The organism is Paenibacillus phyllosphaerae, from assembly GCF_014192105.1.
GTDB classification, from domain to species: domain Bacteria; phylum Bacillota; class Bacilli; order Paenibacillales; family Paenibacillaceae; genus Paenibacillus_Z; species Paenibacillus_Z phyllosphaerae.
The window spans coordinates 87,739-114,246 of sequence record NZ_JACHXK010000005.1; the positions used below are offsets into that span (position 1 = coordinate 87,739).

A 26,508-nucleotide genomic window follows, 5' to 3' on the forward strand; every position below is an offset into this window, starting at 1 on the left:
TGTTAGTTATTTAAAATGCTTCATCATGATTTCGTAGGAGTGTTGACTTGTATAGTTGTCTTCTAAATACTTTCTTGCATTTAATCCCATCTGTTTTCGTAAATTGATGTCTACTAGACGGTTTACTTTCGTACTGAAATTTTCAATATCATTGCTTTGACACCAATAACCAAATCCACCTTTTTCAATAACGATTCCAAGATCAGTATTAGCGTCAGTCGCTGCTAACACTGGAATTGAAGCTTCCATATAAGAAAGCAGTCTGGAAGGAAAGTTCGGAATGGTGAATCGATTGTCCAGAAATATCAGCCCTACATCGCATGCACTAACTAACAAATCATAATCTTCTTTCGGAATATAATTATATAATCGGGCATTGGTAAGCTGTTCTGACTCAAAAAAAGCTTTTAGTTTATTAAACTCCGTACCTGAACCGGCAATAACGAAGAACACCTCGTCATTCCCCTTATTTGTCTTTAAGCAATCGATCAGAAAATCGATCCCCTGTGGCTTTCCCAAGTTTCCACCATAGATAAATACAACCTTATCACTAGGGATACCGTATTTACTTCTAATCTTTAGTAGCTCTTGTTCATCATTTATTATCAATTGCGGTTCAATGCTATTTGGACAAACCTCGATCACTTTGGAACGAAGGTATGGGTTATTCTTTTGTATAAAATCCACATTAGCTTGCGACATGCAGCCAATATAATCGGATAGATTATATAACTTTTTTTCCTTGTATCTAAAATAAGCATATAACAGGCCTTTAGGGCCCGAACGCTTCAACATTCCGAGATCGACAGCATTCTGCGGAAAAATATCTTTCAAGAGAAGATATGTTTTACATTTATCTCGTTTTTTCACATATGCAATTGCTTTTTGCAATGTTATCGGCGGTGTTGTATAAACGATTAAGTCAAACTTCACATCCGAAAAATAATTTTTTATTCCTTTTAAGAATAAAGACTCCAATGTAAGCATGGAGATGCCTTTTTCAATCACATTGGTCTTTTGTGTGTTTCCAATTTGCAATTTGAGCACCTTATAATTTCCGCAATCAACCATGTGAGTTGGCTGATTCTTCTTTTTTTCCGTTGGGGATATAATATAAACACGATGCTCATTATCAATGAATTGACGTATCAAATCGGTATAGATGCCACTCTCCTCTATGGAGGAAAAATCTAAAAGGGTTAAAAATAATATATTCATTGCCATAATCTCCTCACCGGAATCCCACCTTATGATGCGAATCCGATATACACTGTTCCTGCCAAGGATACAATTAGCTCATTCAATTGGCACAACATCTGATGTATATCATAATTAGGTCTTTATTCACTGAGCTAACTCCGTTAAGATGATAAGTAATTCATTCATACTATTTATGGAGTACTTCGCGTAATATTCTGCGTCGTACTGCAACGTAGTCGTTGAATAAATACCTTTTTCTCTACGCATATGAATCGACATCATCCCAAGCTTATTAGGTGAAACAAAATCTTTGCTAACATTATCGCCTACATAAACCATTTCGGAATAACTAAGATTCATTCTCTCTTTCATCATCTCAAACGCTCTAGGATGCGGCTTCCAGTATTCCCTGCCTAATTGATCTGTAATAATAATCTCGTCAAAACAATCAAAGGCATTAATTGCTAGAAGTTTTTGATATTGTGCATTGGCGTAACCGTCTGTTATTATCCCTAATTTCACATTACTTTGTTTCAACTGTCTTAGACATAGAAGTACATCATCATAAAAACAGATGTCCGGTGTATGCTCACGATAGGATTCAATGAGATCCGCTATCTCTTTTGGTGTATAAGGAATACCGTTCTGTTCTAAAACTCTATTAAATACATTCTTAGGACTACTCTCAAATAACTCGATTAATAGCTGGCTTATTTCCTGCTCATTCAACCTGTATCTTGCGCTTAGTATTTTTGAAATATGCCGAAAGCCACTCTCAATATATCTTCTTTCTGAAATCAATGTATCATCCAAATCAAAGACGACGGCTTTTACCATTGCACTAATTCCTGATTCTCATCAATACAAATGCTACTGTCAAATCTCATAAACGTAACGTTATCTCTATAATTCTCGTTATACTTTAACCGCTCACCCAAAAGTAAGCGGAATAAATTTTCGCAGGAGTCTGCACCACATTGGATACTCATCGGTGCTCCACCACCGAATCTTGGATTAATTTCGATATACTTAACTCCTTTGCTCGTCTTCATGAGCTGTACAGTTATATGTCCAACAGGTTTAAGTAGATTCATTAATCGAGTCACATCATCCATAATTTCCTGATCTTTTACTATCTTTCCTTTTAATATTTCTCCACTACGAGTCGCTATTCTTAAGCGTGGAACTACAGTAATAATAGTACTTTCAAAATCTAGAAACACATCTACTGTATATTCTTGACCATCAACAAAATCTTGAATAATAGGCTGTTGGATTATACTTTGATACATCACAAGCTCGTTATAATTATTCACTTTAAACGCATTAACACTCGAGCTTCCTGATTTCGGTTTAATAAACAAAGGGAATGTAAGATTTCCGCCAATAACTTGCTCTTCTGTGTACATTGCAGGTACACCGAATCCGTTTTCCTCCATAAATCTCTGTGTTTTAATTTTATCTCTACAGATTGTTATCACTCTTGTATCAGATACTAATACCCTTGCTGCTGTTCTTTCTTCTATATACTCCTTATTCTCTGCAAGAAGTAATAAATCAGTATCGATTGTCGGCACTATTAATGCAACTTCTTCTTGAAGACATATAGAAATAATGGATTCAATATAATCTGGATCATCTATTTTCGGCAAAAGACAAGATTTATCCGAAAAATATAATGTTGGTGCTGTTTCCGAACAATCTCCTGCAATAATTGCATTGTTAAGATTCAATCTTCTAGCCGCTTTTTGAAAGCATCTCAATAATTCGACGCGTCTGCCTGCACTTAACAATAAAACATTTGTATTACTCATTTTCCATCTTCACCTTGCTTCCTTCGAAATACTCCATTGTTGCTGCATTTGTCGAGTTGATGCCTTCTCTTATGAATACCTTTTTTATCGTCATAATTATAATTCGCCAGTCTTCTTTGAAGCTCATGTTGTCTACATAGGTAACGTCGAGATCAAACTTCTCTTCCCAACTAATCGTATTTCGTCCGCTTACCTGTGCTAACCCGGATAAACCCGGTCTCACTTCATGTCGGCGTCGCTGATGCTCGTTATAAAGGGAAAGGTACTGTACCAGTAATGGTCGAGGTCCAACGAGAGACATATCACCTTTGATGATATTGAATAGTTCAGGCAGTTCATCAAGTGACGTGGCACGAAGCAATTTACCGAATTCAGTTAAGCGGACATGATCCGGTAGCAATGCGCCTTTACTATCTTTCTTATCGGTCATTGTCCTAAACTTATATAGCATAAATACTCTTCCGTTAAGCCCTGGCCGTTGCTGCTTGAAAATAACAGGGCTTCCCAGTTTCGTTCTTACCAGAATAGCAATTACTAGCAAAGGAATGCTTAGGAGCACGATAGCGACCGCTGCTAATACCATATCCATCGGCCTCTTTACAAATCTTCTATAAACCCCATCCTTAGATGGCTTACTCACTTTTCCCACAACCCTCTAATAATATCGATCACGCGTTCAATATCACGATCGCTCATCTTTGTATCTGATGGCAAGCAGATTCCATTCTCAAACAACGTCTCTGCTACGTCCGATCCAACATAATCAAATCGTTCGAAGTATGGCTGCTTATGCATGGGCTTCCATACTGGCCTCGACTCGATATTCTCCTTTTCCAAGACATCCATAATATCGGTTGGTCGAACTTGACCGGTTAATATAATTGAACTCAACCAATAATTAGGAGAATCCCACTCGTTATTAGGCATAAAACTAATGCCTTCGAGGTCACTTAAACCTTTCTTATAACAATTATAGATGTCATTCTTCTTCTTCACTCTCTGATCTAGTACCTTAAGCTGGCCTCTCCCAATCCCAGCGACAACATTGCTCATTCGATAATTAAAGCCTAATTCGCTATGCTGATAATGTCTGGCTGCATCCCTGGATTGTGTTGCCCAGAATCTTGCTTTAGCTACTCGCTCCTCATTGTTCGAGACAAGCATGCCGCCACTCGAAGTCGTTATAATCTTGTTTCCATTAAACGAAAAAATACCATAATCCCCAAAAGTGCCAGTTTGCTTGCCTTTATAATAAGTTCCAAGTGACTCCGCAGCATCTTCAATCAGTGTAACCTGATATTTATTGCAGAGTTCCACAATTTTATCCATATCAGCAGATAGTCCGTACAGATGCACAACGATAATAGCCTTCACATTGGGATACTTCTCAAAGGCTTCTTCCAATGAGCTCGGGCACATATTCCAAGTTGCATAATCGCTATCAATGAATACAGGGATTGCCTGTTGATATATAATCGGATTTGCTGTCGCCGAGAATGTAAGCGACTGGCAGAAGACGATATCGCCCTCTCCGACAGCAGCAGCTCTTAATGCAAGATGGAGGGCTGCAGTTCCTGAGGAAAGTGCAGCAGCAGCTTTCGAGCCAACCCTTGTTGCCAATTCCTTCTCAAAGCTATTTACATTTTCCCCTAACGGAGCAATCCAATTTGTATCGAAAGCTTCTTTTACATATTGCATTTCATAGCCTTCATCACTCATATGCGGCGATGATAGGAATATTCGGTTTGCCATCGTTAATTCTTCCTTCCTCTAGCTGCGGAGCATACGTTCTGCATCGACTAACTTCTCAATATATTCTAATACTGATTTTTTAAGTTCTTCATGCTGTAGGGCAAAATCCAATGTTGTCTTAATAAAACCCAGCTTTTCACCCACATCATATCGTACACCTTCAAAATTATAGGCATATACCGCCTCATGACGATTCAATTGCGCGATCGCATCAGTTAGTTGTATTTCGCCCCCAGCCCCTGGCTCTTGGTTATCCAAAATCCCGAAGATTCTTGGACTGAGGATATACCGTCCTAGAATTGCAATATTTGATGGAGCATCCGACTTAGAGGGCTTCTCAACCAAGTTACTGACGCGAAAAAGCCTATCATCAAATTCCTTACCATCAATAATTCCATATCTTGGAATCTCATCATCAGCAACCTGCTGTACACCAATAATCGATGACTTATATCTATCGTACTGTTCGATCATTTGCTTTAAGCAGGGTTTATCAGCCTTAACTATGTCATCTCCTAATAACACAGCAAATGGCTCGTCTCCGATAAATTTGCGTGCACACCATATTGCATGACCCAGCCCTTTGGCTTCTTTCTGCCTAATATAATGAATATCTACCATCTTCGACGATTTTTGAACTTCGCTTAGCAATTCGAGCTTACCTTTCTCGAGTAAGTTATGTTCTAACTCAAAAGAATTATCAAAATGATCCTCGATAGCCCGTTTACCTTTTCCCGTTACAATGATAATATCCTCAATACCTGATTCCACTGCCTCCTCGACAATGTACTGAATCGTTGGTTTATCTAAAATGGGCAGCATTTCCTTTGGCATCGCTTTTGTTGCCGGTAAAAAACGCGTACCTAATCCCGCTGCCGGGATGATCGCTTTTCGGACGCTCATTATATCTATCTCCAATCTCTTCTCTACAGTTCAATATAAAACGAAAACGTCACCCCTGGTGACGTCTCTGTTAATTTGCAGACGTCAAACAGGATCTCTCATCATCTGTACCATGCACGTGGCAGTACGAATCCTTATCACAACGCCTCTATTTAACTGCAGCTTCCTCTTCCGATACCTGCTCATGCGTCCGTCCTTCGTTTGCCCCATACTTAGACAAAAGAGGATAGTGAAATGTATTCACTTGGTGAAAGCTTATCCAACAACAGAGGGCTGTGCGCTTCACTCGTTTCATCTACGCTCTGCCATCCACTGTAAGCTGCTACAGCTTCTTCATAGCAGAATCTATCAGCTGCCTAGCTAGAATAGATATAACCTTGGCTGTGTCTACAAAAATCGTAACATCGGCTTATATATCCTTTGCTTTGTCATTCGAGCTGTCTGCTAGGTTATCTCCCACGTCTTTCGCAGTCCCAGTTGGCTTTGTCAAAAAAGTACATTATCAACCCTTGCTTGATTCTAAGCCATCAACTTGGGTAATTTACAAACGACATAGTTGTCGGCAATTATTCCGCCTATACCCTAGTATAACGATGATCGAACAAAACCAAAGCATAACCTTTTTCCATCGCATGATCTCTAACCACTATTCACCTTTAACCATGGCTTATCAACTGCCGAAATCGACATTTCTCGTGCTACGAGACGTGCTTATACAAAGGTACAATGTATTCAATTACCTCTCGAACAACTTGAGCATTCTCCCCGATAGCGCGGTCTAAACGTTTAAACTGTAGTTCCAACTCACCTCTGTTAATGACAAGTGGTTGGCCGATGAAAATACGATCATGCTTCGTCTTCTTGATATCCTCTTCGCTCAGAAGCAGCTCCTCAAAGAGCTTTTCCCCTTCACGCATACCCGTAAACTCAATATCAATGTCCTTATACGGATCAAAACCCGACAATCGGATTACATCCTCTGCAAGGTTAAGAATCCTTACTGGCGCGCCCATGTCCAGAACGAATACTTCGCCGCCTTCTGCGAATGCCCCAGCTTGTATAACAAGCTGAACCGCCTCTGGAATCGTCATGAAGTATCGCACCATATCAGGATGCGTGACTGTTACCGGACCGCCGCTTGCAATTTGTTCACGGAAGCGAGGAATCACACTGCCCCGACTGCCCAATACATTACCGAAGCGTACGGCAGCAAATTTCGTTTTGCTCGTTTTATCCAAGCTTTGAATGTACATCTCTGCAATCCGCTTCGTTGCCCCCATGATGCTCGAGGGATTAACGGCTTTATCGGAAGATATCAATACGAATCGATCTACCCCATATTTATCGGCCGCATCCGCAACGTTTTTCGAACCGAAAACATTGTTTTTAACCGCTTCTGCAGGATTGCGTTCCATTAAGGGAACATGCTTATGCGCAGCTGCATGGAATACGACATGCGGCTTAAAGACACGGAACACTTCGTCAATACGCTGACGATCTTGAATATCCGCAATAATCGTCTCAAGCGCGAGTTGAGGGTAATTAAACCGCAACTCCATTTCGATCGAATAGATACTGTTTTCACCGTGTCCCAGCAACAGAAGTTTGTCCGGCTTGAAGGAAGCAATTTGCCGCGACAACTCTGAACCAATCGATCCGCCAGCACCAGTTACGATTACGGTTTTCCCCGAAACATAACTTGCGATTCCATCCAAATCAGGGCGTACAGGTTCTCGCCCGAGCAAATCTTCAACATCGACATCGCGAATGGAAGTGACCGATACTTTGCCAGAGATCAGATCGCTTAGACCAGGTATGATCTTGACTTTAGCCGGTGTTTTTTTACAGATATTAATAATATCCGTAATGCTGTGATTACCTGCCGATGGGATTGCAATAATGATCTCTTCCGCTTTGGTTTCAAGCACAGCTTGCTCAATTACATCGCGATTGCCAAGTACAGAAATCCCAAAAACGCGTTTTCTATACTTAGCAATATCATCGTCAATAAAGCCTACTATATTGAGATCAGAGTTAGGGTTGTTCATGATTTCCTTTGCAATGAGAACGCCACAATCACCAGCTCCGAAGATAAGTGCTTTACGCTTTTGATGCTTCTTAATACGATATCGATTAATAAGTCTCCAGCCGAAACGTGTGCCGCCAATACAGAGCAGCATCGTCTCTACGGTTCGCATCGATATCGATAGCGGTATCCGCTCTCCGAAGAGCAGCATCATACACACAAGCGAAATTCCCCAACTTGAGAGAACCGCAGCGATGATGGCAAGAATCTCTTCAATACTGGCGTATTGCCACAACCGTGAGTACAGGCGAAAATAAAGCAACGTAGCCGCACTGATAACGGAACTGATGACACTGTAGATGATCATCTGGTTGAAGTAATGTTCCGGAATCTGCCCATCAAATCGAAATAAATAGGACGTAACTATACTAAACCAGATGATCGATAGATCTAATAGCAGTACTAATAATGCCCGTCTTCTTGTCCTCATGAATTCAAGCCCCCGGATGATAAAGTTCCTAGTAATGAGAAGTTGTTCCATATGCAATTGTACCAACATTCGACATTACTGGACATACCCAATTGGGACAAATTTCGCGCCAATTCGATCGAAATACCTAAAATGTCGTTTAAGATTCACTACTTTCGTACTGATAATAGTAGTAACCTTCGCTATTTTTCTTTTTCACATTATTAAGTACGACACCGATAATGTTCGCCTTTACTTGCATCATTTGCTGTTTGGCTTTGAGTGCCATATCCCTTTTCACTCTGCCTGCCTCGAGTACCAACAATACACCGTCACTTTTGGTTGCCATTATTTGCGCATCCGTAACCGCAAGGACTGGAGGAGTATCGATCAGTATAAGATCGAATTGCCCTCTTAGCTCATCGATTAATGTCGTCATTCGATTGGAACCTAACATCTCGGATGGATTCGGTGGAATCGGTCCCGATGGGAGCGTGAATAAGTTCGGAATATCGGTCTCCTGAATAGCCGCCTTCACCTCTGCCTGACGAGAGATGACAGAGGAGAGGCCAACCCGATTGGAAAGCCTGAAGGTATGATGAACAGTAGGTTTTCGCATGTCGGCGTCGATCAGCAAAACCCGTTTGTCGGCTTGAGCATATACGACGGCCAGGTTTCCGATCGTCGTAGATTTACCCTCTCCCGGTGTAGCTGATGTGACCATAACCACTTGCATGGAAGTGTCCAGCGATGAGAAATCGATATTCGTACGCACGCTGCGATAGGCTTCAGCGACAGGTGATTTGGGATTTAGCAGCGAAATGAGCGGGCGTTTATTTTCCAATTTGGACATTGCTCTTCATTTCTCCTCTCAGCTGTTGCGGCTTTTTCTCTTTCTCCTGGCCTGATTGAAGCTCCTCCGCACTAAGCCTTGCGATTTGCCCTACCGTAGGCAGGTCCAAGAGCCGTTTCACGTCTGCTTCGTTTTTAATCGTGTCATCCATATATTCGATAAGGAAGGCAATACCGACCGAAAGCATCAGAGAGACGATGAACGCCAATGCCATATTCAGCATTTTGTTTGGCTTTACAGGTGCCGGCTGCTTCTCCGGATTTTCGTTAGCTAAATTAAGAATCGAAACATTCTCGACTTGGAAAATGGAAGGAATTTGTTCTTTGAATACTTCCGATATCGCGTTAACGATTTGAGCTGCCTTCTGGTACGAAAGATCTTGGACAACGAGCGTCATAACTTGCGTGTTATTCACAGAGCTCACGACAACTTTATTCGTCAGTTCTTCAGCCGTCATTCCGAATTGCGGATAACGCTCAGCAACGACATCCATGATAGCAGGTGTGCGAATGATTTCTTTGTACGTATCAATTAGTCTCAAGTTCGAGTTGATTTCATTCAAATCAAGTGTGGTAACTGAAGTTTGAGTCGCTGTCCGATTGACGATAATTTTGGTGCTGGCTTCATACGTAGGTTCCACGAAGTAAAAGCTGTATACCCCGGCCACAACTGTACTGATAAGAACAATGCTGATCAGTTTCCAAATGTGCTTGCGTACGATTCGAACGTAATCCCGGAGTTCCAATTCCATTTGCACGCTATTAACCCCCAAATTTCTAGATGTATCAGCAATTTTTGCTAAAATTCGACTTAAAAAAGCAATATACATCCCCCTGCCCCAGTAGAGCAGGAGGATGTATATACATATCAATAAACAATACTGCTATTATTCAGCGAAGTTAAACGCACGATAGATAATAACTGCTGCTTCCGCACGAGTTGCGGTTGCGCTTGGCGAGAATTTACCGTTGTTTCCAACAACCAAACCTTTTTCTGCCGCGAATGCTACGCCTTCTTTGAGGGAAGACTGGATCGTATCAGCGTCAGAGAAAGATTGCAGAGCTGTATTAACGTCCTCTGTCAATTGAGCGTCTTTCGAGAACTTCAGTGCGCGCGATACCATAGTAGCCATCTCTGCACGAGTAATCGTTGCATTAGGCGCAAACAGATCGGCACTGCGACCGTTAATGATGCCTTTCTCTACTGCAGCAGCTACGAACGGTACGAACCATTCTGTACCTTGTACGTCCGCAAAGTTTTCTTTTGTGCTGTTGCTATCCAGATTCAAACCGCGAACGAGCATAGCAGCGAACTCAGCACGCGTTACGGTTGCTTTAGGATCAAAGTTACCTTGACCGCGACCTTCGATTGCACCTTTTGCAGCCATAACTTGAATTTGACGACCTGCCCATGCCTGAACAGATGCTACGTCATTGAAGTTTACCTTGTTCTCCACAACCACATACGAGGAGAAGGAGCTGCGTGGTTCAGTGATTGTATCGCCTTCCACAACTCCGCCTTGGAACAGCAGCTTGCCATCAACGATTTTTGCAACGGAAAGCAATTCTTTATCTACACCGCTCGCGTTTTTGAGTGGAATCTTAACGACGATCGGCTGATCAAATTCCGAGACAGCTTTACCGTCAACTGTTAGGGAGAAATCGTAAACGTCGGAAACAGATGTAAGTGTTCCTGTTGTGCCAGCTGCAGGCGTTTCATTCTTCACGCCAAAGCCGATAGCACCAGTGAACGATCCGCCGACCGGAACGGTTACGCTCAGGCTCGAGATCTGAAGGTCAAAACCGGATACGCCGTTACTTGCAGCCAGATCAACCAAATCTTTCTCGAGAGCCACATTAGTCTCGTTTACCGCAATAGTACCTGCATTAATTTTGATGATAAGCTTCGGAAGCTTGGACGACGAACCAGCAGCAGCAGACTCAAGTGCTTTTTTAACCGCTTCGATGTCAGCCAGTGCTTTTTCTACTTGAGCCTTTGTAACGGTAAGCGAAGCTTTCCCGTTTGCTACAGTTACGTTCTTCGAGAGATCCAGGCTCGACAACGTAGCGATCGCTTTTGCCGCTTGTTGTACAGCCTCAGCAATAAGCTTGTCCTTTTCTGCGCCTGTCGCTTTAGCTATGGCATCCTTTAACGCCTCTAGTCCTTTAACTGCTGTATCCGCAGTCGAAGGCGTAGTCACAACGACGCTGCTGCTTCCACCGCCCGAATTGTTGTCATCATCGTCGTCTTCAGCAAGGTAAAGCTCGTAGTAAGCACCCGCAACAAGCAATGCCGCTTGCTTGATAACGTTCTTCTTCGTCGTGATCTCCGATGGAGTCGCGCCGCTAACAACGGCATCCAGAACGGAGTTGTATACAGAAGCCAGTGTAGCTTTATCAATAGCGTAATAGCTTGCAACATTACTGAACTTATAAGAAGAGTTATCAAGAACCGCTTTCAAGGAATCCTCAATGAGTGCATTACGTTGTGTCGAATCAGAAGCGATTGTAAGCAGCGCAGTCAGGCTCTTGCCTTCGATGCGCGACTCAAATTCGCCTTTGATACCTTTCAGACTTCCATTGCCATAAAGGAATGTCGTGAAGTCCGTCATTGTAACCGTAGAGACGCTAGCCGCCTCAGCGAGACGTTGGATAAGCGCTCTTACCGTTTCATCCGTGCGAAGTTCTTCCAGACTAGCTGCGTTCGGATCATAGTTCAGAGAAACTGTATCGCGAATAATTTGAAGGAGCGTCTTAGCTTCTTCTGTTGTGATGTCATCGGAGAGCTTAGCATTTACTTTGTCGATAAGCGGTTGAACAAGATCCGCATTACCTGCATCGATTTGCTTGTTGATCTCAGTACGGATCAAATCGCGAGCTGCGCCTACTTTATCGAGAGCACCAGATGTTTCTGCCAACTTATCATGCAGTTCTGTCAAATACTTCAGTGTCGTGTCATCCGAGAAACTTACAGTTGCAGCTGATGCAACTGTAGCAAGACCTAGCTTTTCTGCTAGTCCTTTTTCACTAAAAGGAATTCCTGCAAAAGCGGAAGCTGTTACACTAACAGCCATTGTAGAGACGAGAATCTTCTTCTTAAACGTCATTAAATAGTCACCTCGGTTGTAATATCGACATACGCTTAACAATTGCTTAAAATCTCTAGTGATTTTATCACTTTTCGTCGAATAAGGTCAATGTTTACCAATTAACTTTAGGAAAAACTTCCTGATAATAGGTTCCTTGTTATAGGTATTTGAGACCAGTTTAACCTCCTCTCCACCAAGTATAGCCTTTGCATTATATCTATATATATCGGTAACTTCGCTACCTAATTTCATAGTAACTTTTTCATAGGCATCTTTTAAGCGAAAGCCTCTTGCATTCAAATTATGAGCATCTGAAGACACGAAATGTATAAGTCCCTCTGAACACAGTTCCCAAGATATCTTTTCAATCTTATTTCCAAATTCACCAAGCAATGAGTGAGAGGTAACCTGACCATATGCTCCCGCATGAATGAGCTCACGATAGCGATCTGGATGCTTAATGACTTCTGCATTCCGCTCTGGATGCGCAATAATAGGCTGTATGCCCATTATTCTTAACTCGTGTATAAGTTCAATTAGTCGGCTCGGAATATTAGATGTAGGCATTTCGATCAGAACATAGTTGGATTGCCCTAACGTAAGCAGTTCTTGCTCTGTCCATGAATCTAGGAAACCTTCATGAAACCGGATTTCTTGACCCGGATGAATGTTAAGCGGTATTGCATTTCCCTTCAGTCGCTGTTGCATCTCCATAATAAGTGCTCGAATATCGTTTGGATAGTTATCATATTTACCATTCGCATGATGTGGTGTCGCGATGACGTCTGTTATGCCTTCCCCCACCGCAGTTTCAGCCATCTTCATGGCCATCTCCCAATTTACAGCTCCATCATCGATTCCCGGTAAAATATGCGTATGAATATCTATCATGATACCTCCGGAAACTTTATTTTTTCATGATTATATCACAGCGATGCTTTCGGTAGTCCTGTTTAGATCTAGACTTGATCTAAACATATTACCTCCCTTTATAAATTTTGCTTATTTGCTTCGGGAGATTAACAGACACTGCATCTTCACTAACTTATCCACAACTTTATCCACACTATACCCACAATATCCACATTACCTGCGGATAACTAGCGCATCTCCCCTCTATCCACATGTGTACAAAAAAACAAATACACAAAACAAAAAAAGCACCGCCACCAAGTTATGTGCGCACATAACATGGCGACAGTGCTATTGATGAAAGCTTAGCGGCCTTGCTTCACGTTGAGACGATTCATCGCACGCTGGAGCGCAAGCTCAGCGCGGCGGAAATCGTACTCGTCGCTCTTGCCGGAGAGACGCTTCTCAGCGCGTTTCTTCGCTTCTTGTGCGCGTGCAGCATCGATGTCTGCCGCACGTTCAGCGCTCTCGGCTAGAATAACCACTTTATCCTTCCGGATCTCGACGAACCCGCCGCCAACGGCGAGAACTTCCTCCGAACGGTCTTTCTTAATGATAATTGGAGCGATCTTGAGCGGCGATACGAGAGGAACGTGGTTAGGCAGGATGCCCATCTCGCCCTCTGTGCCTTTCACGATCACCATATTGACAACCTCAGCGTATACCTTACGCTCAGGCGTAACGACTTCTAATGTAAAGGTGCTCATGCGGATACCTCCATCAGCGGCGTATTACAGCCCTTGAGCGAGCTTCTTCGCCTTTTCCACTGCTTCTTCGATCGATCCGACGTTGTGGAATGCCGGTTCTGGAAGATCGTCATGCTTACCTTCGAGAATCTCTTTGAAGCTGCGTACAGTTTCTTTAACCGGTACGTATACGCCCGGGATACCGTTGAACGCTTCGGCAACGTGCAGCGGCTGCGACAGGAACAACTGAATGCGGCGCGCACGAAGTACGACTTGCTTATCTTCTTCGGACAACTCGTCCATACCGAGGATCGCAATGATGTCTTGAAGTTCTTTATAACGTTGAAGAAGTTTCTTAACGCCTTGCGCGACTTGGTAATGCTCATCGCCCAGAATCTCTGGAGCAAGGATACGCGAGGACGATGCGAGCGGGTCAACGGCTGGGAAGATACCCATAGCAGCGATGTTACGCTCAAGGTTCGTCGTAGCGTCCAAGTGAGCGAACGCTGTTGCTGGAGCCGGATCCGTATAGTCATCGGCAGGAACGTAGATCGCCTGGATGGACGTTACGGAACCTTTCTTCGTCGAAGTGATCCGCTCTTGCAGCTGACCCATCTCAGTTGCCAGTGTTGGCTGGTAACCTACGGCAGATGGCATACGGCCGAGGAGGGCGGATACTTCAGAACCTGCTTGCGTGAAGCGGAAGATGTTGTCGACGAACAGAAGAACGTCGCGTCCTTCTTCATCACGGAAGTATTCAGCCATTGTCAGACCTGTCAGGGCTACGCGAAGACGCGCGCCTGGCGGTTCGTTCATCTGGCCGAATACCATCGCCGTCTTAGCGATAACGCCGGAGTCGCTCATCTCGTGGTAAAGGTCGTTACCTTCACGAGTACGCTCACCAACGCCGGCGAATACGGAGATACCGCCGTGCTCTTGTGCGATGTTGTGGATCAGTTCTTGCATCGTTACCGTTTTACCTACGCCCGCGCCGCCGAAGAGACCGATCTTGCCGCCCTTCGAGTATGGAGCCATCAGGTCGATAACCTTGATGCCTGTTTCCAGAATCTCTTGCTGTGTCGACAGCTCTTCGAATACTGGAGCTTGACGGTGGATCGGATTTGCAACCGACATATCCACCGCACCGTTGTTGTCAATCGGCTCACCCAGTACGTTGAATACGCGGCCAAGCGTTGATGGACCTACTGGTACTGTGATTGGCTTGCCTGTATCGACTGCTTCTGTACCACGAACCAGACCGTCCGTGGAAGACATCGCTACGCAGCGAACCGTGTTGTCGCCGAGGTGGGTTGCCACTTCGACAGTCAGTTGGATATCGCGTTCATTAGCGCTTTGAGCTTTCTTCTCAATTCTGATCGCATTAAGGATGTCCGGCAAATGGCCATTGTCGAAAGCAATATCGACGACTGGACCTGTTACCTGGACAACGCGTCCGTTGCTCATGTATGTCCCTCCTATATGTTAGATTGGCTTCGAGGGCCAAACTGTAGTTTATTGCTGTGCGTTCGCTCCGCCGACGATCTCCGCGATTTCCTGCGTAATTGCTGCCTGACGTGCACGGTTGTACGTGAGCGTAAGTCCTGCAATCATCTTCGTCGCGTTCTTCGTTGCGTTGCCCATTGCCGTCATACGCGCTCCGAACTCACTTGCTTTACCTTCCAAAATCGCGCTGTAGATCACCGTCTCCGCGTATTTTGGAAGCAGCACGTTCAGCACTTCTTCCGGTGAAGGCTCGTACTCGTAGTCCGCTTTCTCGCCCGTCGATTTGATCTCGCCCAGCGGCAGAAGCTTCTTGAGCACTGGAGTTTGCGTAATGGCATTATGGAACTGGTTATAAACGATATAGAGTTCGTCGAAGGCTCCTTCTTCAAAGCCGCGTACCGCGGAAGCGGCAACCTGCTTGATATCGGAGAACTTCGGCGAATCGGATAGACCGGTTACTTCTTCTGCAATGGCGATGCCGCGGCGACTCAAGAAGTCACGGCCTTTGCGTCCAACTACATAGATTGCGTACTCGCTGGCCGACTTGTGGTTCTCGCGCAGAGCAGTCGTCACTTTACGAAGCACGTTGACATTGTAACCGCCAGCGAGACCGCGATCCGAAGTGATGACGAGGTAAGCGGTGCGTTTCACTTCGCGGGTCTGAAGCATCGGATGCTTCACGGAACCGCCGCTCGACGCAATGCCGGAGACCACTTCAAGAATCTTGTCGGTGTACGGCCTAGCCGCAACCGCAGCTTCTTGCGCGCGTCTCAGCTTGGAGGCTGCGACCATCTCCATCGCCTTCGTAATCTGCTTCGTGTTCTGCTTACTCTTAATCTGGCGTTTAATTTCGCGCATTCCTTTAGCCAATCGTTGTCACCACCTTATTACCGGGGATTCCCCTCTGGCGAGAAGGGCTTGCCCCGGCACATTAGACGCCTTAATCAAGGTGAAACGAGCTGTCATCGTCAGCGACGGCCAGCCGCGTTTCATTCCCTGGTATTATTGAGCCGAAACGGAGAAGCCTCTTTTGAAGGTGCTGATCGCATCAACAAGCACTTTCTCGTTATCGGAAGTCAAGTCTTTCGTATCGCGGATCGATGCGAAGATTTCTGGTTTGTTCGCATCCACATAAGCAAGGAACTCTTGCTCGAAGCGGCGTACGTCTTGTACCGGAATATCGTCGACATGTCCTCTTGTTACCGTGTAGAGGGATACGACTTGGCGTTCTACAGCAAGCGGTTGGTTAACGCCTTGCTTCAGAATTTCAAGCGTACGCTCACCGCGGTTCAGACGGGATTGCGTTACTTTATCGAGATCGGAGCCGAATTGGGCGAATGCCGCAAGTTCGCGGTATTGCGCAAGGTCCAACTTCAGCGTGCCCGCAACTTTCTTCATCGCTTTGATTTGAGCCGAGCTACCTACGCGGGATACGGAGTTACCAACGTTAACCGCTGGACGTTGACCGGAGTAGAACAGGTCGGACTCAAGGAAGATCTGGCCGTCCGTAATCGAGATTACGTTCGTCGGGATGTAAGCGGAGATATCGCCCGCTTGCGTCTCGATGAATGGCAGAGCTGTCAGGGAACCGCCGCCAAGCTCGTCGTTCAGCTTCGCTGCGCGCTCCAGCAGACGGGAGTGCAGGTAGAATACGTCACCAGGGTAAGCTTCGCGACCTGGAGGACGGCGGAGCAGCAAGGAAAGCTCACGGTATGCTGCCGCTTGTTTGGAAAGGTCATCATAGATAACCAGAACGTGCTTGCCGTTGTACATGAAGTACTCGCCCATGGAGCAGCCTGTGTAAGGCGCGATGTACAGGAGCGGCGAAGGCTCGGAAGCACTTGCTGTTACGACGATCGTGTAATCGAGAGCGCCTTGTTTACGAAGGGACTCAACAACCGTACGAACGGTGGATTGCTTTTGACCGATAGCAACGTAGATACAAATAACGCCGTTGCCTTTTTGGTTCACGATCGTGTCGATCGCGATTTGCGTCTTACCTGTTTGGCGGTCGCCGATGATAAGTTCCCGTTGGCCGCGGCCGATTGGAATCATCGCGTCGATCGCTTTAATGCCGGTTTGCATTGGCTCAAATACCGATTTACGAGCCATAACGCCTGGTGCCGGCGATTCGATTGGACGGAAGGAAGTCGTGTTGATCGGGCCGTTGCCGTCAACCGGCTCACCCAGTGCGTTCACGACGCGGCCGAGGAGCGCTTCGCCAACCGGTACTTCCATGATGCGGCCAGTGCGTTTTACTTGGTCGCCTTCGCGGATGCCTGTGTAAGGACCCATGATAACGACACCGACGTTGCTTTCTTCCAGGTTGAGGGCCATGCCTACAACGCCGTTGGAGAATTCGAGCAACTCGCCTGCCATTGCGTTCTCGAGGCCATGTACACGAGCGATACCGTCACCGACTTGGATGACCGTACCGACATCGACGACTTGAATCTCGGATTTATATTGTTCGATCTGTTGTTTAATCAGCGTGCTGATTTCATCAGGTCTGATACTCAATTCCGCTCACCCCTATCTACAGTGCTTGACTTTTCAACGATTTTTCAAGACGTGCCAGCTTGCTGGAGAGACTGCCGTCGTACAGACGGTCGCCGATGCGCACCTGCACACCGCCGAGTAAAGAAGGTTCCACGATTTGATCCGCCACGATGCGTTTGCCCGCAAGCGCGCCGAATGTCGCTTCCACGTTCTTCAGCTCTTCTTCGTTCAGGAGCTTCGCCGTATAGACCGTCGCTTGCGCTTGGCCGAGCGATTCTCCCGCAATTTTGACATAGCTGGAATAAATATTGCTCAACAGATTCTGGCGACCTTTGACGATAACCATCTCTAGTGTGTTCAGGAGCGTAGCCGAGATCCGGTCGGCGAAGGCCTTACGGACGAGCTCGATCTTCACGTTCGTCTCGATGCTTGGGAACGAGAGGAATTTCTCGATCTCGGCATCCGATTTCAAGGTGTCCACAACGAGTTTCAGCTGGTCCAGAACTTCTGCGACGATGTTCTGTTGCGCCGCTACCTCGTATAGCGCCTGGGCATAACGCTTAGCTACGACATTCGCCCGGCTCATTTGCTTCCAACCTCTTTCAGGTATTGATTAATAAGCTGCTCTTGCGATTTCTCGTCGATTTGCTTCTCGATGATCTTCGAAGCGATAGCGACGGACATGCCGGCAACTTCGCCGCGAAGCGACGCGATTGCTTTGCCTTTTTCGCTCTCGATGTCACGCACAGCTTCTTCTTTCAGGCGGCCTGCTTCGTTCTTCGCAGTCTGGACGATATCGTCAGCTTGCTTCGCGCTTGTCGCACGAGCCTTCTCGATGATGTCGTAAGCTTCTTTGCGAGCCTCTTGAAGGGCTTGCTTCTGCTCTTCCATTTGCACTGCAGCTTGCTTACGTGCAGTTTCGGCTGCACTCATTTGTTCCAGAACCAGCTCGCGGCGTTTTTCCATAATGCTGAAAAGCGGGCCGAAAGCGTATTTATTCAACAGCCAATACAGAATTAAAAACGCTACGATCGCGTAGACTGTCGACTCCCAATGGAAGGACATAGCTGCAACTCCTTTCCGTTCGCGGATTGCTCTTAATCAAAACGATGGCGTGGAGGGCTAAGGCCTTCCCCGCCATCGTTGCAGTCGATTTGTTTCTATTAGCTGAAGAACGCCAAGAAGCCGATAACAACGCCGATGATAGGCACAACTTCGACGATACCTACACCGATGAACATTGTAGTTTGCAGTTTACCAGCGTTTTCTGGCTGACGAGCAATACCTTCTACCGTTTTGCTGACGATCAGACCGTTACCAATACCTGCGCCAAGTGCGCCCAAACCAACTGCAATCGCTGCTGCCAATACTTCCATTGTTAAAATCCTCCTCAAGAGTAATTAAATTTGAATAAGGTTATACCATTATCTCCGCTCGATTGCGGCTTGCTAGCCGAACGCTAACGGAGCCATAGCTGCTTTTAATGCTCGTGCTCTTCGTCGTGATGCGATACGATCGCGTGCGAGATGTACACCATCGTAAGGATTGTGAACAAGAACGCTTGGATCGCGCCGACGAACAAACTGAAGCCTTGCCATAAGATCATGAACGGCGTACCGATCACGCCCAGCATCAGAATCGTAGCGATCAGAACCTCGCCTGCGAAGATGTTGGCATAAAGCCGGAGCGCAAGCGTAAGCGGTTTCGCGATCTCCTCAATAAGCTTAAGCGGGAAGAAGAACCAATAAGGCTCGAAGTACGACTTCAAGTAACCTTTCGTATTCATCTTCAGACCGAGGAAGTTAATGAGGAAGAAGACGATAAGTGCAAGACCAGCCGTAACGGAAATATCCGCTGTAGGCGACTTCCACCACGCAATCTCCGCGTGTCCTTCGTGCTCATCCAATACTTCCTGCGTAATGCCGAAAGTCTCGTTAACGTGATGGGTCTCAGTCACAATACCGAACGGAAGACCGAGCAAGTTAGAGATGAAAATGAACATGATCAGCGTCATGCCGAGCGACATGAATGGCTTGACCTTGTTGAGCGGCATCGCGCTTGCGATTGTGTTGTGAACGAATTCAGCAACCCATTCCATGAAGTTCTGCAATCGGCCCGGTTTATCGACCGACAAGTTGCGAACTGCAAGCCGCGCGAGCACAAAAGTGATGATCGCAGACACTGTAATCGCGATGAACGACGACAGGTCAATGTTCAATCCTCCGATCGTTATAACCGGAAATAAATGCATACCGTGTTTTCACCCCTTTCCGCTAGAGTTGTCGTTTGCTTTGAATCAAAGCGAATATCAAACTTGCAAAGGGCATGAAGAAGCATGCGAACAGCGTCGTTGGCAAGTGAATATCGTCGGGGTAGCGATGTGCGATCAAGACAGCAAGCAGCACGGTAGCCAGCCTGCCGGCCATGCCAAGGCCCAGCTTGCGCGGTCCTTGCTCCACCGTAATCTTCCCGAGCCAATCCACTCTCCTGCGCAATAACAGCGCATTCATCAAACTTGCCGACACACCCAAAACAATGCCTGCCGCAACGGTACGCCACGTCGGCGCGAAAGCCCACGCCATGAGCGATACTGCGATGACATAAATCGCCATCCGCGTTGCTTTCCTGAACATTTCATCCATCTGAATCCACCAGCACTTTCTTGATGAGCCAAACTGAGGCTAGTATTCCGGCTGCAAGACCGACGAAAATCCCGACGATCAACCATGCCGTTGTTCCGAAGACCCAATTGGCAATCAAGTAACCCAGCAGAGTACAGATTGCGACCTGAAAGCCCATTGCACCGACCAAGGCGAGTGCTCGCCACGGGTTATCCCCACTGCTCTTTGGTTTCATGGTTTGTCCCCTGTCAATCCTCTAACATTTTATCGAAGCTTGAGAAGGTTTGTCAATTCAGATAAAATGAAACATTTGGTGAAAACCCTTGATTTCACTGGGTTTTCGCCCCACCAAAACCATACAGCATAACTGTATGCTGTGAACTTCAAGGACTTGCCCGCTTTAACGCGTCAACTATGAACGTTTTGTGAACGGTTCCGGCCTTCGTTCTCTTCTGCCAAAATGATGCAGAATCGCCTGTACGATGCGCACGGAAGCCTCTCCATCGCCGTACGGATTGGCCGATTTGCTCATTTTCTCATAGAGCGCGGACTCGGTCAGAAGCGCCTTCGCGCGGCTGTATACCGTCTCTTCGTCGGTGCCTACAAGCTCCAGCGTGCCTGCCTCGATGCCTTCCGGACGCTCGGTCGTATCCCGCAGTACCAGCGTAGGTACGCCGAACGACGGAGCCTCTTCCTGCATGCCGCCGGAATCGGTCATAATCATGTACGTGTGCGGGTAGAAATTATGGAACTCGAACACGTCAAGCGGATCGATCAGCTTAATGCGCGGATGATCGCCCAAGATCTCATTGGCCGGCTCGCGTACCGCCGGATTCGGGTGGACGGCATAGACGAACGCCACATCCTCGAACTCGTCGGCGATGCGCTTCACGGCGCGGAAAATATTCCGATGCGGTTCGCCAAGCGATTCGCGTCGGTGCGCGGTCATCAGAATGAGACGCTTGCCCTTGGCCCACTCGATCACCGGATGCGAGAAGGACGGGTCAACCGTGTACTGGAACACGTCGGCAGCCGTATTGCCCGTCACGTAGATGGTCGCTTCCGACTTGTTCTCCTTGCGAAGATTGTCGGCAGACCAATCGGTCGGCGCAAAATGGATGTCCGAAAGCACGCCGGCCAGCTGGCGGTTCATCTCTTCCGGATACGGGGACATTTTGTTCCACGTGCGAAGTCCCGCCTCGACATGGCCAATCTGGATTTGCTGCAGGAACGCGGAATAGCTCGCAAGGAACGTCGTCTGCGTATCCCCATGGACGAGCACGATATCCGGCTTCGCCTCGCGAAGAACGGGATCCAGCCCTTCCAACACGCGCGTCGTCGTCTCCATCAACGTCTGGCGTTCCTTCATGACGTTCAGGTCATAGTTCGGCACGATCTCGAAGAAATCGAGCACCTGGTCGAGCATCTGACGATGCTGGGCCGTAACGCAGACGATCGATTGAATCTCGTCCTCATACTTCTGCAGCTCGAGCACGAGCGGAGCCATCTTCACGGCCTCCGGGCGGGTGCCGAAGATGGTCATTACCTTCAGTTTAGCCAATCTCTGTCACTCCCATTTCATTCATACACTTATGGCGCTTTATTTGGTCCCGTACATCCGGTCGCCGGCGTCGCCGAGCCCTGGCACGATATAGCCATGGTCATTCAGGCATTCGTCCAGCGAAGCGATATAAATATCAACGTCGGGATGCGCCTTCTGCACCGCTTCGACGCCTTCCGGCGCCGCGATCAGGCACATCAGCTTCAAGTTGAGGCAGCCGCGCTTCTTCAGAATGTCGAGCGCCGCATTCGCCGAACCGCCTGTCGCCAGCATCGGGTCAATAACGATGAGCAATCGCTCGGTGGCATCGGAAGGCAGGTTCACGTAATATTCGACCGGCTGCAAGGAATCCGGATCGCGGAACAAGCCGATATGGCCGACTTTAGCCGAGGGAATCAGCTGCAGCATGCCGTCGACCATGCCAAGCCCTGCGCGCAGAATAGGCACGAGGCCCAGCATGCGGCCGGAGATGACTTTGCCTTGAGCCTGCGTAACAGGCGTCTCCACCGGAATCGTCTCGAGCGGGAGATCGCGTGTAATCTCGTACGCCATCATCGTTGCGACCTCATCCACAAGCTCACGGAAGTCTTTGGTGTTGGTATTCTTGTCTCGAATGTAAGTCAGCTTGTGCTGAATAAGCGGGTGATCGCAAATGGTTAACTTGCTCAAAATATCGTCCTCCTGATGATGCTTCTTCGCGGGGGTTGTCCACCCCTAATCGTTGCCGCTTGGCAATCTTGTATATTATAGCACCAGACGCGAAGGAATTGCACAAGTTCGCCATTATTTCCGAAATTGTCATTTCCCCGTTTCTCTACTCTCTTTCATTGCCTTATTTTGTCGAAAAATACCGTTCCACCTATCATCGAAGCAAGAAAAAACCGTCCCGCAATCGGAACGGTTCGATCGATGCCGCGATCTCGCTAGGAACTGCCGCAGCCGCTTCCGCAGGAAGACCCGCCTCCGCTGCTGCAAGAAGAGCCTCCACCGCCGCTGTCGCCGCCGGAACTGCCGCCCGAGTCTGACCCTCCGCCGCAACGGCTGCCGTCATTCGAGCCATTGTCGCCGCTGCTGCAGGCATAATACGAGCCGCTGCTTCCCGAATCATCCCGCTGCCGCCCTTCCTCGCGCGCCTGGTTCATCTCCTGTTCGAAAATATGCTCCGGCTCGAGCGAGGAGGCGAAGAACACGCCAGACATCGCGCCGGTCATGAGCACCGTATCACTGTCCCACGTGTTATCCCGCCGCTTATATGGACGCCCTTTGTTCTCACGCGCATAGACGGCAAGCTTACTGCCCCGATCAAGCAAGTAATCCGCAGCCTGCGCCAGATCGGGATGGGCCTCAATCGCTTCCGTATTGAAGCGTTGGCGGAGCAACTCATTGCGGTCCCATAGCTCGAATTCCTCGATCCTCTGCCGCGGCAGCCGGGTCTTGTAGAACCTGCCCCACAGCCGTTCGCTGCTCCAAGCCAGCGGGAAGAGCTCGCCGTATACCCAATCGAACCACGCGCGCTCGCCTTGCTCCGGCTGAGCCCCCGGGGCATGCGGCGCATGATGGATCAGCCGCCCGCAGAACGTCTTGCAGAATTGCTCGTATTCCCGCGTGAACATGAGCATCTCATGCCAGACATCGTCGACCTTCTCGCTGTACATCGGAACGGAACGCAGTAAGCCGCACATGAGAAAGTATCGCTTCAGCTCGAACCAGCGCCACTGCCACTCTTCCTCGCGAATGCCGAGAGCGGGCTTCATGACGCGGTCCTTGACGCGCGCCTCGAAGTCACCGGAGAGCGCCGCCTCCAACCTCTCCGCCGCCTTACGGGCGGGATGCTCTGCCGGAATGCCCAACGCTTCAGGCGGTGTGCCCCGGAACAACGGTACCGACTTCTGTCTGGACGAACCGTTCCCCGGCCGCCCGCCGCCGCCGACGTTTGTCTGTTTGCGCGACGAACCCCCGGCTGATCGGGCAATGACGAGAAGCGAGAATACGACGATTAGAAGGACAATAATCACGGTCATACGGATCACCTGCTTGTCGTTTAGTCCATCTATTCTATCATGGCAGCGCGCGAAGCAGCATCCTTTTTATGTAAAAACCCCCTTAAAAAAAGCCCCTCGCACTCCAACAGGAGGCAAGGGGCCGTGATCAAGCGATTAGTACGTGATGCCAGGGTAGAGCGGGTATTGCGCCGTCAGATCGGATACCATGCCGCGCGCCTTCGAGAGCGTCGCTTCGTCTTCCGGGTTCTTCAGCACCAGCGCGATGACTTGCGCGATCGTCTTCATCGCTGCCGTGTCCATGCCGCGGGAAGTAGCCGCAGGCGTACCGATGCGGATACCGCTCGTTACGAACGGGCTCGTCGGGTCGAACGGAATCGCGTTCTTGTTGACCGTAATTTGAACGGAATCAAGAACATGCTCCGCCTTCTTGCCTGTGATGTTCAGGTTGCGCAGGTCGATCAGCATCAGGTGGTTGTCCGTGCCGCCGGATACAAGGTTGATACCTTGCGCCGTCAGCTCTTCCGCCAGCGCTTTCGCGTTGTCGATGACGTTCTGTGCATACGACTTGAACGATGGTTGCAGTACTTCGCCGAATGCAACGGCTTTAGCCGCAATAACGTGCATCAGAGGGCCGCCCTGGGAACCAGGGAATACCGCCTTGTCGATCGCTTGCGCCCAAGCTTGGCGGCACAGGATCATACCGCCGCGCGGACCGCGAAGCGTCTTGTGCGTCGTAGTCGTCACGAAATGCGCGTGAGGCACTGGGCTCGGATGAAGACCAGCCGCAACCAGACCGGCGATGTGCGCCATGTCGACCATGAACAGCGCACCTACGTCTTCCGCGATTTTGCCGAGTTTCTCGAAATCGATGATGCGCGGGTAAGCGGATGCGCCCGCAACGATCAGGCGAGGGCGGTGCTTGAACGCGGCTTTGCGAACTTCTTCGTAGTCGATCGTGAAGCTGTTCTCGTCAACTCCGTAAGCGACGAAGTTATAGAGCAGGCCGGATGCGTTAACCGGAGAGCCGTGCGTCAAGTGGCCGCCGTGCGCCAGGTTCATGCCGAGGACCGTGTCGCCAGGCTTGAGGGCAGCCAGGTAAACCGCCATGTTCGCTTGCGCGCCGGAGTGAGGCTGTACGTTCGCATGTTCAGCGCCGAAAATCTCTTTGGCACGGTCACGCGCGATGTCCTCAACGATGTCGACATGCTCACAGCCGCCATAGTAGCGTTTGCTTGGGTAGCCTTCTGCGTATTTGTTCGTCAGGACGGATCCCGCTGCTTCAAGTACCGCTTCGGAGACGATATTCTCGGACGCGATCAGCTCGATGTTGTCACGCTGGCGCTGCAGCTCGAGGCCAAGCGCTTCCAGTACTGCAGGGTCTTGTTTACGCAAATTCTCCATTGTTCATCTTCCTCCTCTATATCGTAAAGCTCGGCAAAATACGTTAGTCGCAGGTATTGCTTGAATCATCCGTTGCCTTAAGTGCACTTGCGCCGTCCGGAAGTCCCGCAGCCGCAGGCGTATAAACGGCCCGCTCGCCGCCGATGAGCTTCGGACGCGTGTACGCCATGGTGACATGCGCTTCGCCGATCGACTTCACCGTCCCGCGAACCGGAACGGCTACCTTGCGCAGATGCATGCCGATGAACGTATCGCCGATGTCGATGCCGGCATGCGCCGCGATCGACTCTGCGAGCACGGCCTCTTGCAAGGTTCTGTACGCGTATGCGGCCATCGAGCCGCCCGCCTTCGGAACCGGAATCGCCGATACGAGCTCAAGCCCGTACCGTTCCGCCGCCTCGCGTTCGATCACGAGCGCGCGGTTCAGATGCTCGCAGCATTGATACACCGGGATAAAACCATGCGCTGCCCGAACGGTCTCCACGCCGCGAAAGATCGCGGCAGCCGTCTCGAGCGTCCCCGACGTCCCGATCCGCTTGCCGAGCACCTCGCTTGTGCTTGTACCGATCACGAGCAGCTGTCCTGCGCGCAGATTCGCCGCTTGCACGAGTTCCTGCACGCAAGTCGCGACATCCGACTCAATCGCTTGAAGCAGTTGTTGATCGCTCATCGCGCCGCCCCCTTACGGATGCACCGATGCCGCAGCTTCGATCTGCATCACTTTCTGAATCCGTCCCGCATGGCGCTCGCCGCCGGAGAACGGCGTCTCGATCCAGATGCGGACGATCTCCTGCGCAAGCCCTGGTCCGATGATGCGTTCGCCTAGAGCCAGCACATTCGTATCGTTATGCTCGCGCGTCGCTTGCGCGGAGAACATGTCGTGCACGAGCGCACAGCGGATGCCCGGCACCTTGTTCGCCGCGATCGACATGCCGATGCCCGTACCGCAGATCAGAATGCCGCGATCGGCTTTGCCTTGCGCGACACGCTCGGCAACAGGCAGCGCATAGTCCGGATAATCGACGGATTGATTGCAGTCGCAGCCCAAGTCTTCGATTTCATGGCCCAAAGATTGAAGGAACGGCACGATTTCGTCTTTCAAGCGGTAGCCCGCATGATCGGCTCCAATAGCGATTTTCATAAGGTGAACCCTCCCGATTGTCTCCCGTGCGAACGCGGGAATTGTCGAATCACAATGGTCCCATTATACCCGATTT

General features: G+C 48.5%; 27 protein-coding genes. All 27 read right to left on the reverse strand.

All coding sequences use genetic code 11. The features are described from left to right. Nucleotides 1–6 precede the first annotated feature (6 nt). Nucleotides 7–1,218 (reverse strand): glycosyltransferase family 4 protein, encoded by a 1,212-nt coding sequence (locus FHS18_RS12870; protein ID WP_183600477.1) that lies wholly within the window; start codon nucleotides 1,216–1,218, stop codon nucleotides 7–9. A 126-nt stretch (nucleotides 1,219–1,344) separates the two neighbouring features. After that, nucleotides 1,345–2,037 (reverse strand): HAD family hydrolase, encoded by a 693-nt coding sequence (locus tag FHS18_RS12875; RefSeq protein WP_183600478.1) that lies wholly within the window; start codon nucleotides 2,035–2,037, stop codon nucleotides 1,345–1,347. Next, nucleotides 2,031–3,014 carry an ATP-grasp domain-containing protein gene (locus FHS18_RS12880; protein ID WP_183600479.1) on the reverse strand — a complete coding sequence of 328 codons (984 nt, stop codon included), beginning with the start codon at nucleotides 3,012–3,014 and terminating at the stop codon, nucleotides 2,031–2,033. The genes FHS18_RS12875 and FHS18_RS12880 overlap by 7 nt, the downstream gene beginning before the upstream one ends. Continuing rightward, nucleotides 3,007–3,603: a sugar transferase gene (locus FHS18_RS12885; RefSeq protein WP_183600480.1), complete on the reverse strand. Its 597-nt coding sequence runs from the start codon at nucleotides 3,601–3,603 to the stop codon at nucleotides 3,007–3,009. Before FHS18_RS12885 ends, FHS18_RS12880 begins: the two co-directional genes overlap by 8 nt. Before the next feature lie 47 nt (nucleotides 3,604–3,650). Continuing rightward, a complete protein-coding gene (locus FHS18_RS12890) occupies nucleotides 3,651–4,766 on the reverse strand; it encodes a DegT/DnrJ/EryC1/StrS family aminotransferase (protein WP_183600481.1) in 1,116 nt (371 codons plus the stop codon). An 18-nt stretch (nucleotides 4,767–4,784) separates the two neighbouring features. Further along, on the reverse strand, nucleotides 4,785–5,669 hold the full coding sequence (galU, locus tag FHS18_RS12895) for a UTP--glucose-1-phosphate uridylyltransferase GalU (RefSeq protein WP_221401303.1): 885 nt from the start codon (nucleotides 5,667–5,669) through the stop codon (nucleotides 4,785–4,787). Between the two features lie 698 nt (nucleotides 5,670–6,367). Further along, a complete protein-coding gene (locus FHS18_RS12900) occupies nucleotides 6,368–8,185 on the reverse strand; it encodes a polysaccharide biosynthesis protein (protein WP_183600482.1) in 1,818 nt (605 codons plus the stop codon). Nucleotides 8,186–8,324: 139 nt separating this feature from the next. Then, nucleotides 8,325–9,017 (reverse strand): CpsD/CapB family tyrosine-protein kinase, encoded by a 693-nt coding sequence (locus FHS18_RS12905; protein WP_183600483.1) that lies wholly within the window; start codon nucleotides 9,015–9,017, stop codon nucleotides 8,325–8,327. Next, on the reverse strand, nucleotides 8,998–9,846 hold the full coding sequence (locus FHS18_RS12910) for a YveK family protein (protein WP_246427627.1): 849 nt from the start codon (nucleotides 9,844–9,846) through the stop codon (nucleotides 8,998–9,000). Before FHS18_RS12910 ends, FHS18_RS12905 begins: the two co-directional genes overlap by 20 nt. Before the next feature lie 57 nt (nucleotides 9,847–9,903). Then, nucleotides 9,904–12,123, reverse strand: a complete 2,220-nt coding sequence (locus FHS18_RS12915; protein ID WP_183600484.1) for an S-layer homology domain-containing protein — start codon at nucleotides 12,121–12,123, stop codon at nucleotides 9,904–9,906. 87 nt (nucleotides 12,124–12,210) lie between these two features. Continuing rightward, a complete protein-coding gene (locus FHS18_RS12920; RefSeq protein WP_183600485.1) occupies nucleotides 12,211–12,996 on the reverse strand; it encodes a tyrosine-protein phosphatase in 786 nt (261 codons plus the stop codon). 326 nt (nucleotides 12,997–13,322) lie between these two features. After that, a complete protein-coding gene (locus tag FHS18_RS12925) occupies nucleotides 13,323–13,724 on the reverse strand; it encodes a F0F1 ATP synthase subunit epsilon (protein WP_183600486.1) in 402 nt (133 codons plus the stop codon). A gap of 24 nt (nucleotides 13,725–13,748) precedes the next feature. Further along, nucleotides 13,749–15,167: a F0F1 ATP synthase subunit beta gene (gene atpD / locus FHS18_RS12930; protein ID WP_183600487.1), complete on the reverse strand. Its 1,419-nt coding sequence runs from the start codon at nucleotides 15,165–15,167 to the stop codon at nucleotides 13,749–13,751. A 48-nt stretch (nucleotides 15,168–15,215) separates the two neighbouring features. After that, entirely contained in the window at nucleotides 15,216–16,076 is an 861-nt protein-coding gene (gene atpG, locus FHS18_RS12935) for an ATP synthase F1 subunit gamma (protein ID WP_281378733.1), read from the reverse strand. A 132-nt stretch (nucleotides 16,077–16,208) separates the two neighbouring features. Next, nucleotides 16,209–17,726: a F0F1 ATP synthase subunit alpha gene (gene atpA / locus FHS18_RS12940; protein WP_183600488.1), complete on the reverse strand. Its 1,518-nt coding sequence runs from the start codon at nucleotides 17,724–17,726 to the stop codon at nucleotides 16,209–16,211. Nucleotides 17,727–17,742: 16 nt separating this feature from the next. Beyond that, nucleotides 17,743–18,291, reverse strand: a complete 549-nt coding sequence (locus FHS18_RS12945; RefSeq protein ID WP_183600489.1) for a F0F1 ATP synthase subunit delta — start codon at nucleotides 18,289–18,291, stop codon at nucleotides 17,743–17,745. After that, entirely contained in the window at nucleotides 18,288–18,770 is a 483-nt protein-coding gene (atpF, locus tag FHS18_RS12950) for a F0F1 ATP synthase subunit B (protein WP_183600490.1), read from the reverse strand. The genes FHS18_RS12945 and atpF overlap by 4 nt, the downstream gene beginning before the upstream one ends. A gap of 98 nt (nucleotides 18,771–18,868) precedes the next feature. Then, the gene (gene atpE / locus FHS18_RS12955) at nucleotides 18,869–19,081 is read right to left on the reverse strand and encodes a F0F1 ATP synthase subunit C (RefSeq protein ID WP_183600491.1); all 213 of its coding nucleotides are present in this window, start codon (nucleotides 19,079–19,081) and stop codon (nucleotides 18,869–18,871) included. Between the two features lie 104 nt (nucleotides 19,082–19,185). Continuing rightward, a complete protein-coding gene (atpB, locus tag FHS18_RS12960; RefSeq protein ID WP_183600492.1) occupies nucleotides 19,186–19,956 on the reverse strand; it encodes a F0F1 ATP synthase subunit A in 771 nt (256 codons plus the stop codon). Between the two features lie 22 nt (nucleotides 19,957–19,978). Next, complete coding sequence (locus FHS18_RS12965) at nucleotides 19,979–20,347, reverse strand: ATP synthase subunit I (RefSeq protein WP_183600493.1); 369 nt, start codon at nucleotides 20,345–20,347, stop codon at nucleotides 19,979–19,981. Beyond that, nucleotides 20,340–20,561, reverse strand: a complete 222-nt coding sequence (locus FHS18_RS12970; RefSeq protein WP_183600494.1) for an AtpZ/AtpI family protein — start codon at nucleotides 20,559–20,561, stop codon at nucleotides 20,340–20,342. Before FHS18_RS12970 ends, FHS18_RS12965 begins: the two co-directional genes overlap by 8 nt. 177 nt (nucleotides 20,562–20,738) lie before the next feature. Continuing rightward, nucleotides 20,739–21,887: a non-hydrolyzing UDP-N-acetylglucosamine 2-epimerase gene (wecB, locus tag FHS18_RS12975; protein WP_281378735.1), complete on the reverse strand. Its 1,149-nt coding sequence runs from the start codon at nucleotides 21,885–21,887 to the stop codon at nucleotides 20,739–20,741. Nucleotides 21,888–21,926: 39 nt separating this feature from the next. After that, entirely contained in the window at nucleotides 21,927–22,556 is a 630-nt protein-coding gene (gene upp / locus FHS18_RS12980) for a uracil phosphoribosyltransferase (RefSeq protein WP_183600495.1), read from the reverse strand. Nucleotides 22,557–22,810: 254 nt separating this feature from the next. Next, nucleotides 22,811–23,908 carry a glycine-rich domain-containing protein gene (locus tag FHS18_RS12985; protein ID WP_183600496.1) on the reverse strand — a complete coding sequence of 366 codons (1,098 nt, stop codon included), beginning with the start codon at nucleotides 23,906–23,908 and terminating at the stop codon, nucleotides 22,811–22,813. 135 nt (nucleotides 23,909–24,043) lie between these two features. Then, a complete protein-coding gene (locus FHS18_RS12990; protein WP_183600497.1) occupies nucleotides 24,044–25,291 on the reverse strand; it encodes a serine hydroxymethyltransferase in 1,248 nt (415 codons plus the stop codon). Between the two features lie 43 nt (nucleotides 25,292–25,334). Then, nucleotides 25,335–25,961: a TIGR01440 family protein gene (locus FHS18_RS12995; protein WP_183600498.1), complete on the reverse strand. Its 627-nt coding sequence runs from the start codon at nucleotides 25,959–25,961 to the stop codon at nucleotides 25,335–25,337. A 12-nt stretch (nucleotides 25,962–25,973) separates the two neighbouring features. Beyond that, entirely contained in the window at nucleotides 25,974–26,432 is a 459-nt protein-coding gene (rpiB, locus tag FHS18_RS13000; RefSeq protein WP_183600499.1) for a ribose 5-phosphate isomerase B, read from the reverse strand. Between the last annotated feature and the right edge of the window lie 76 nt (nucleotides 26,433–26,508).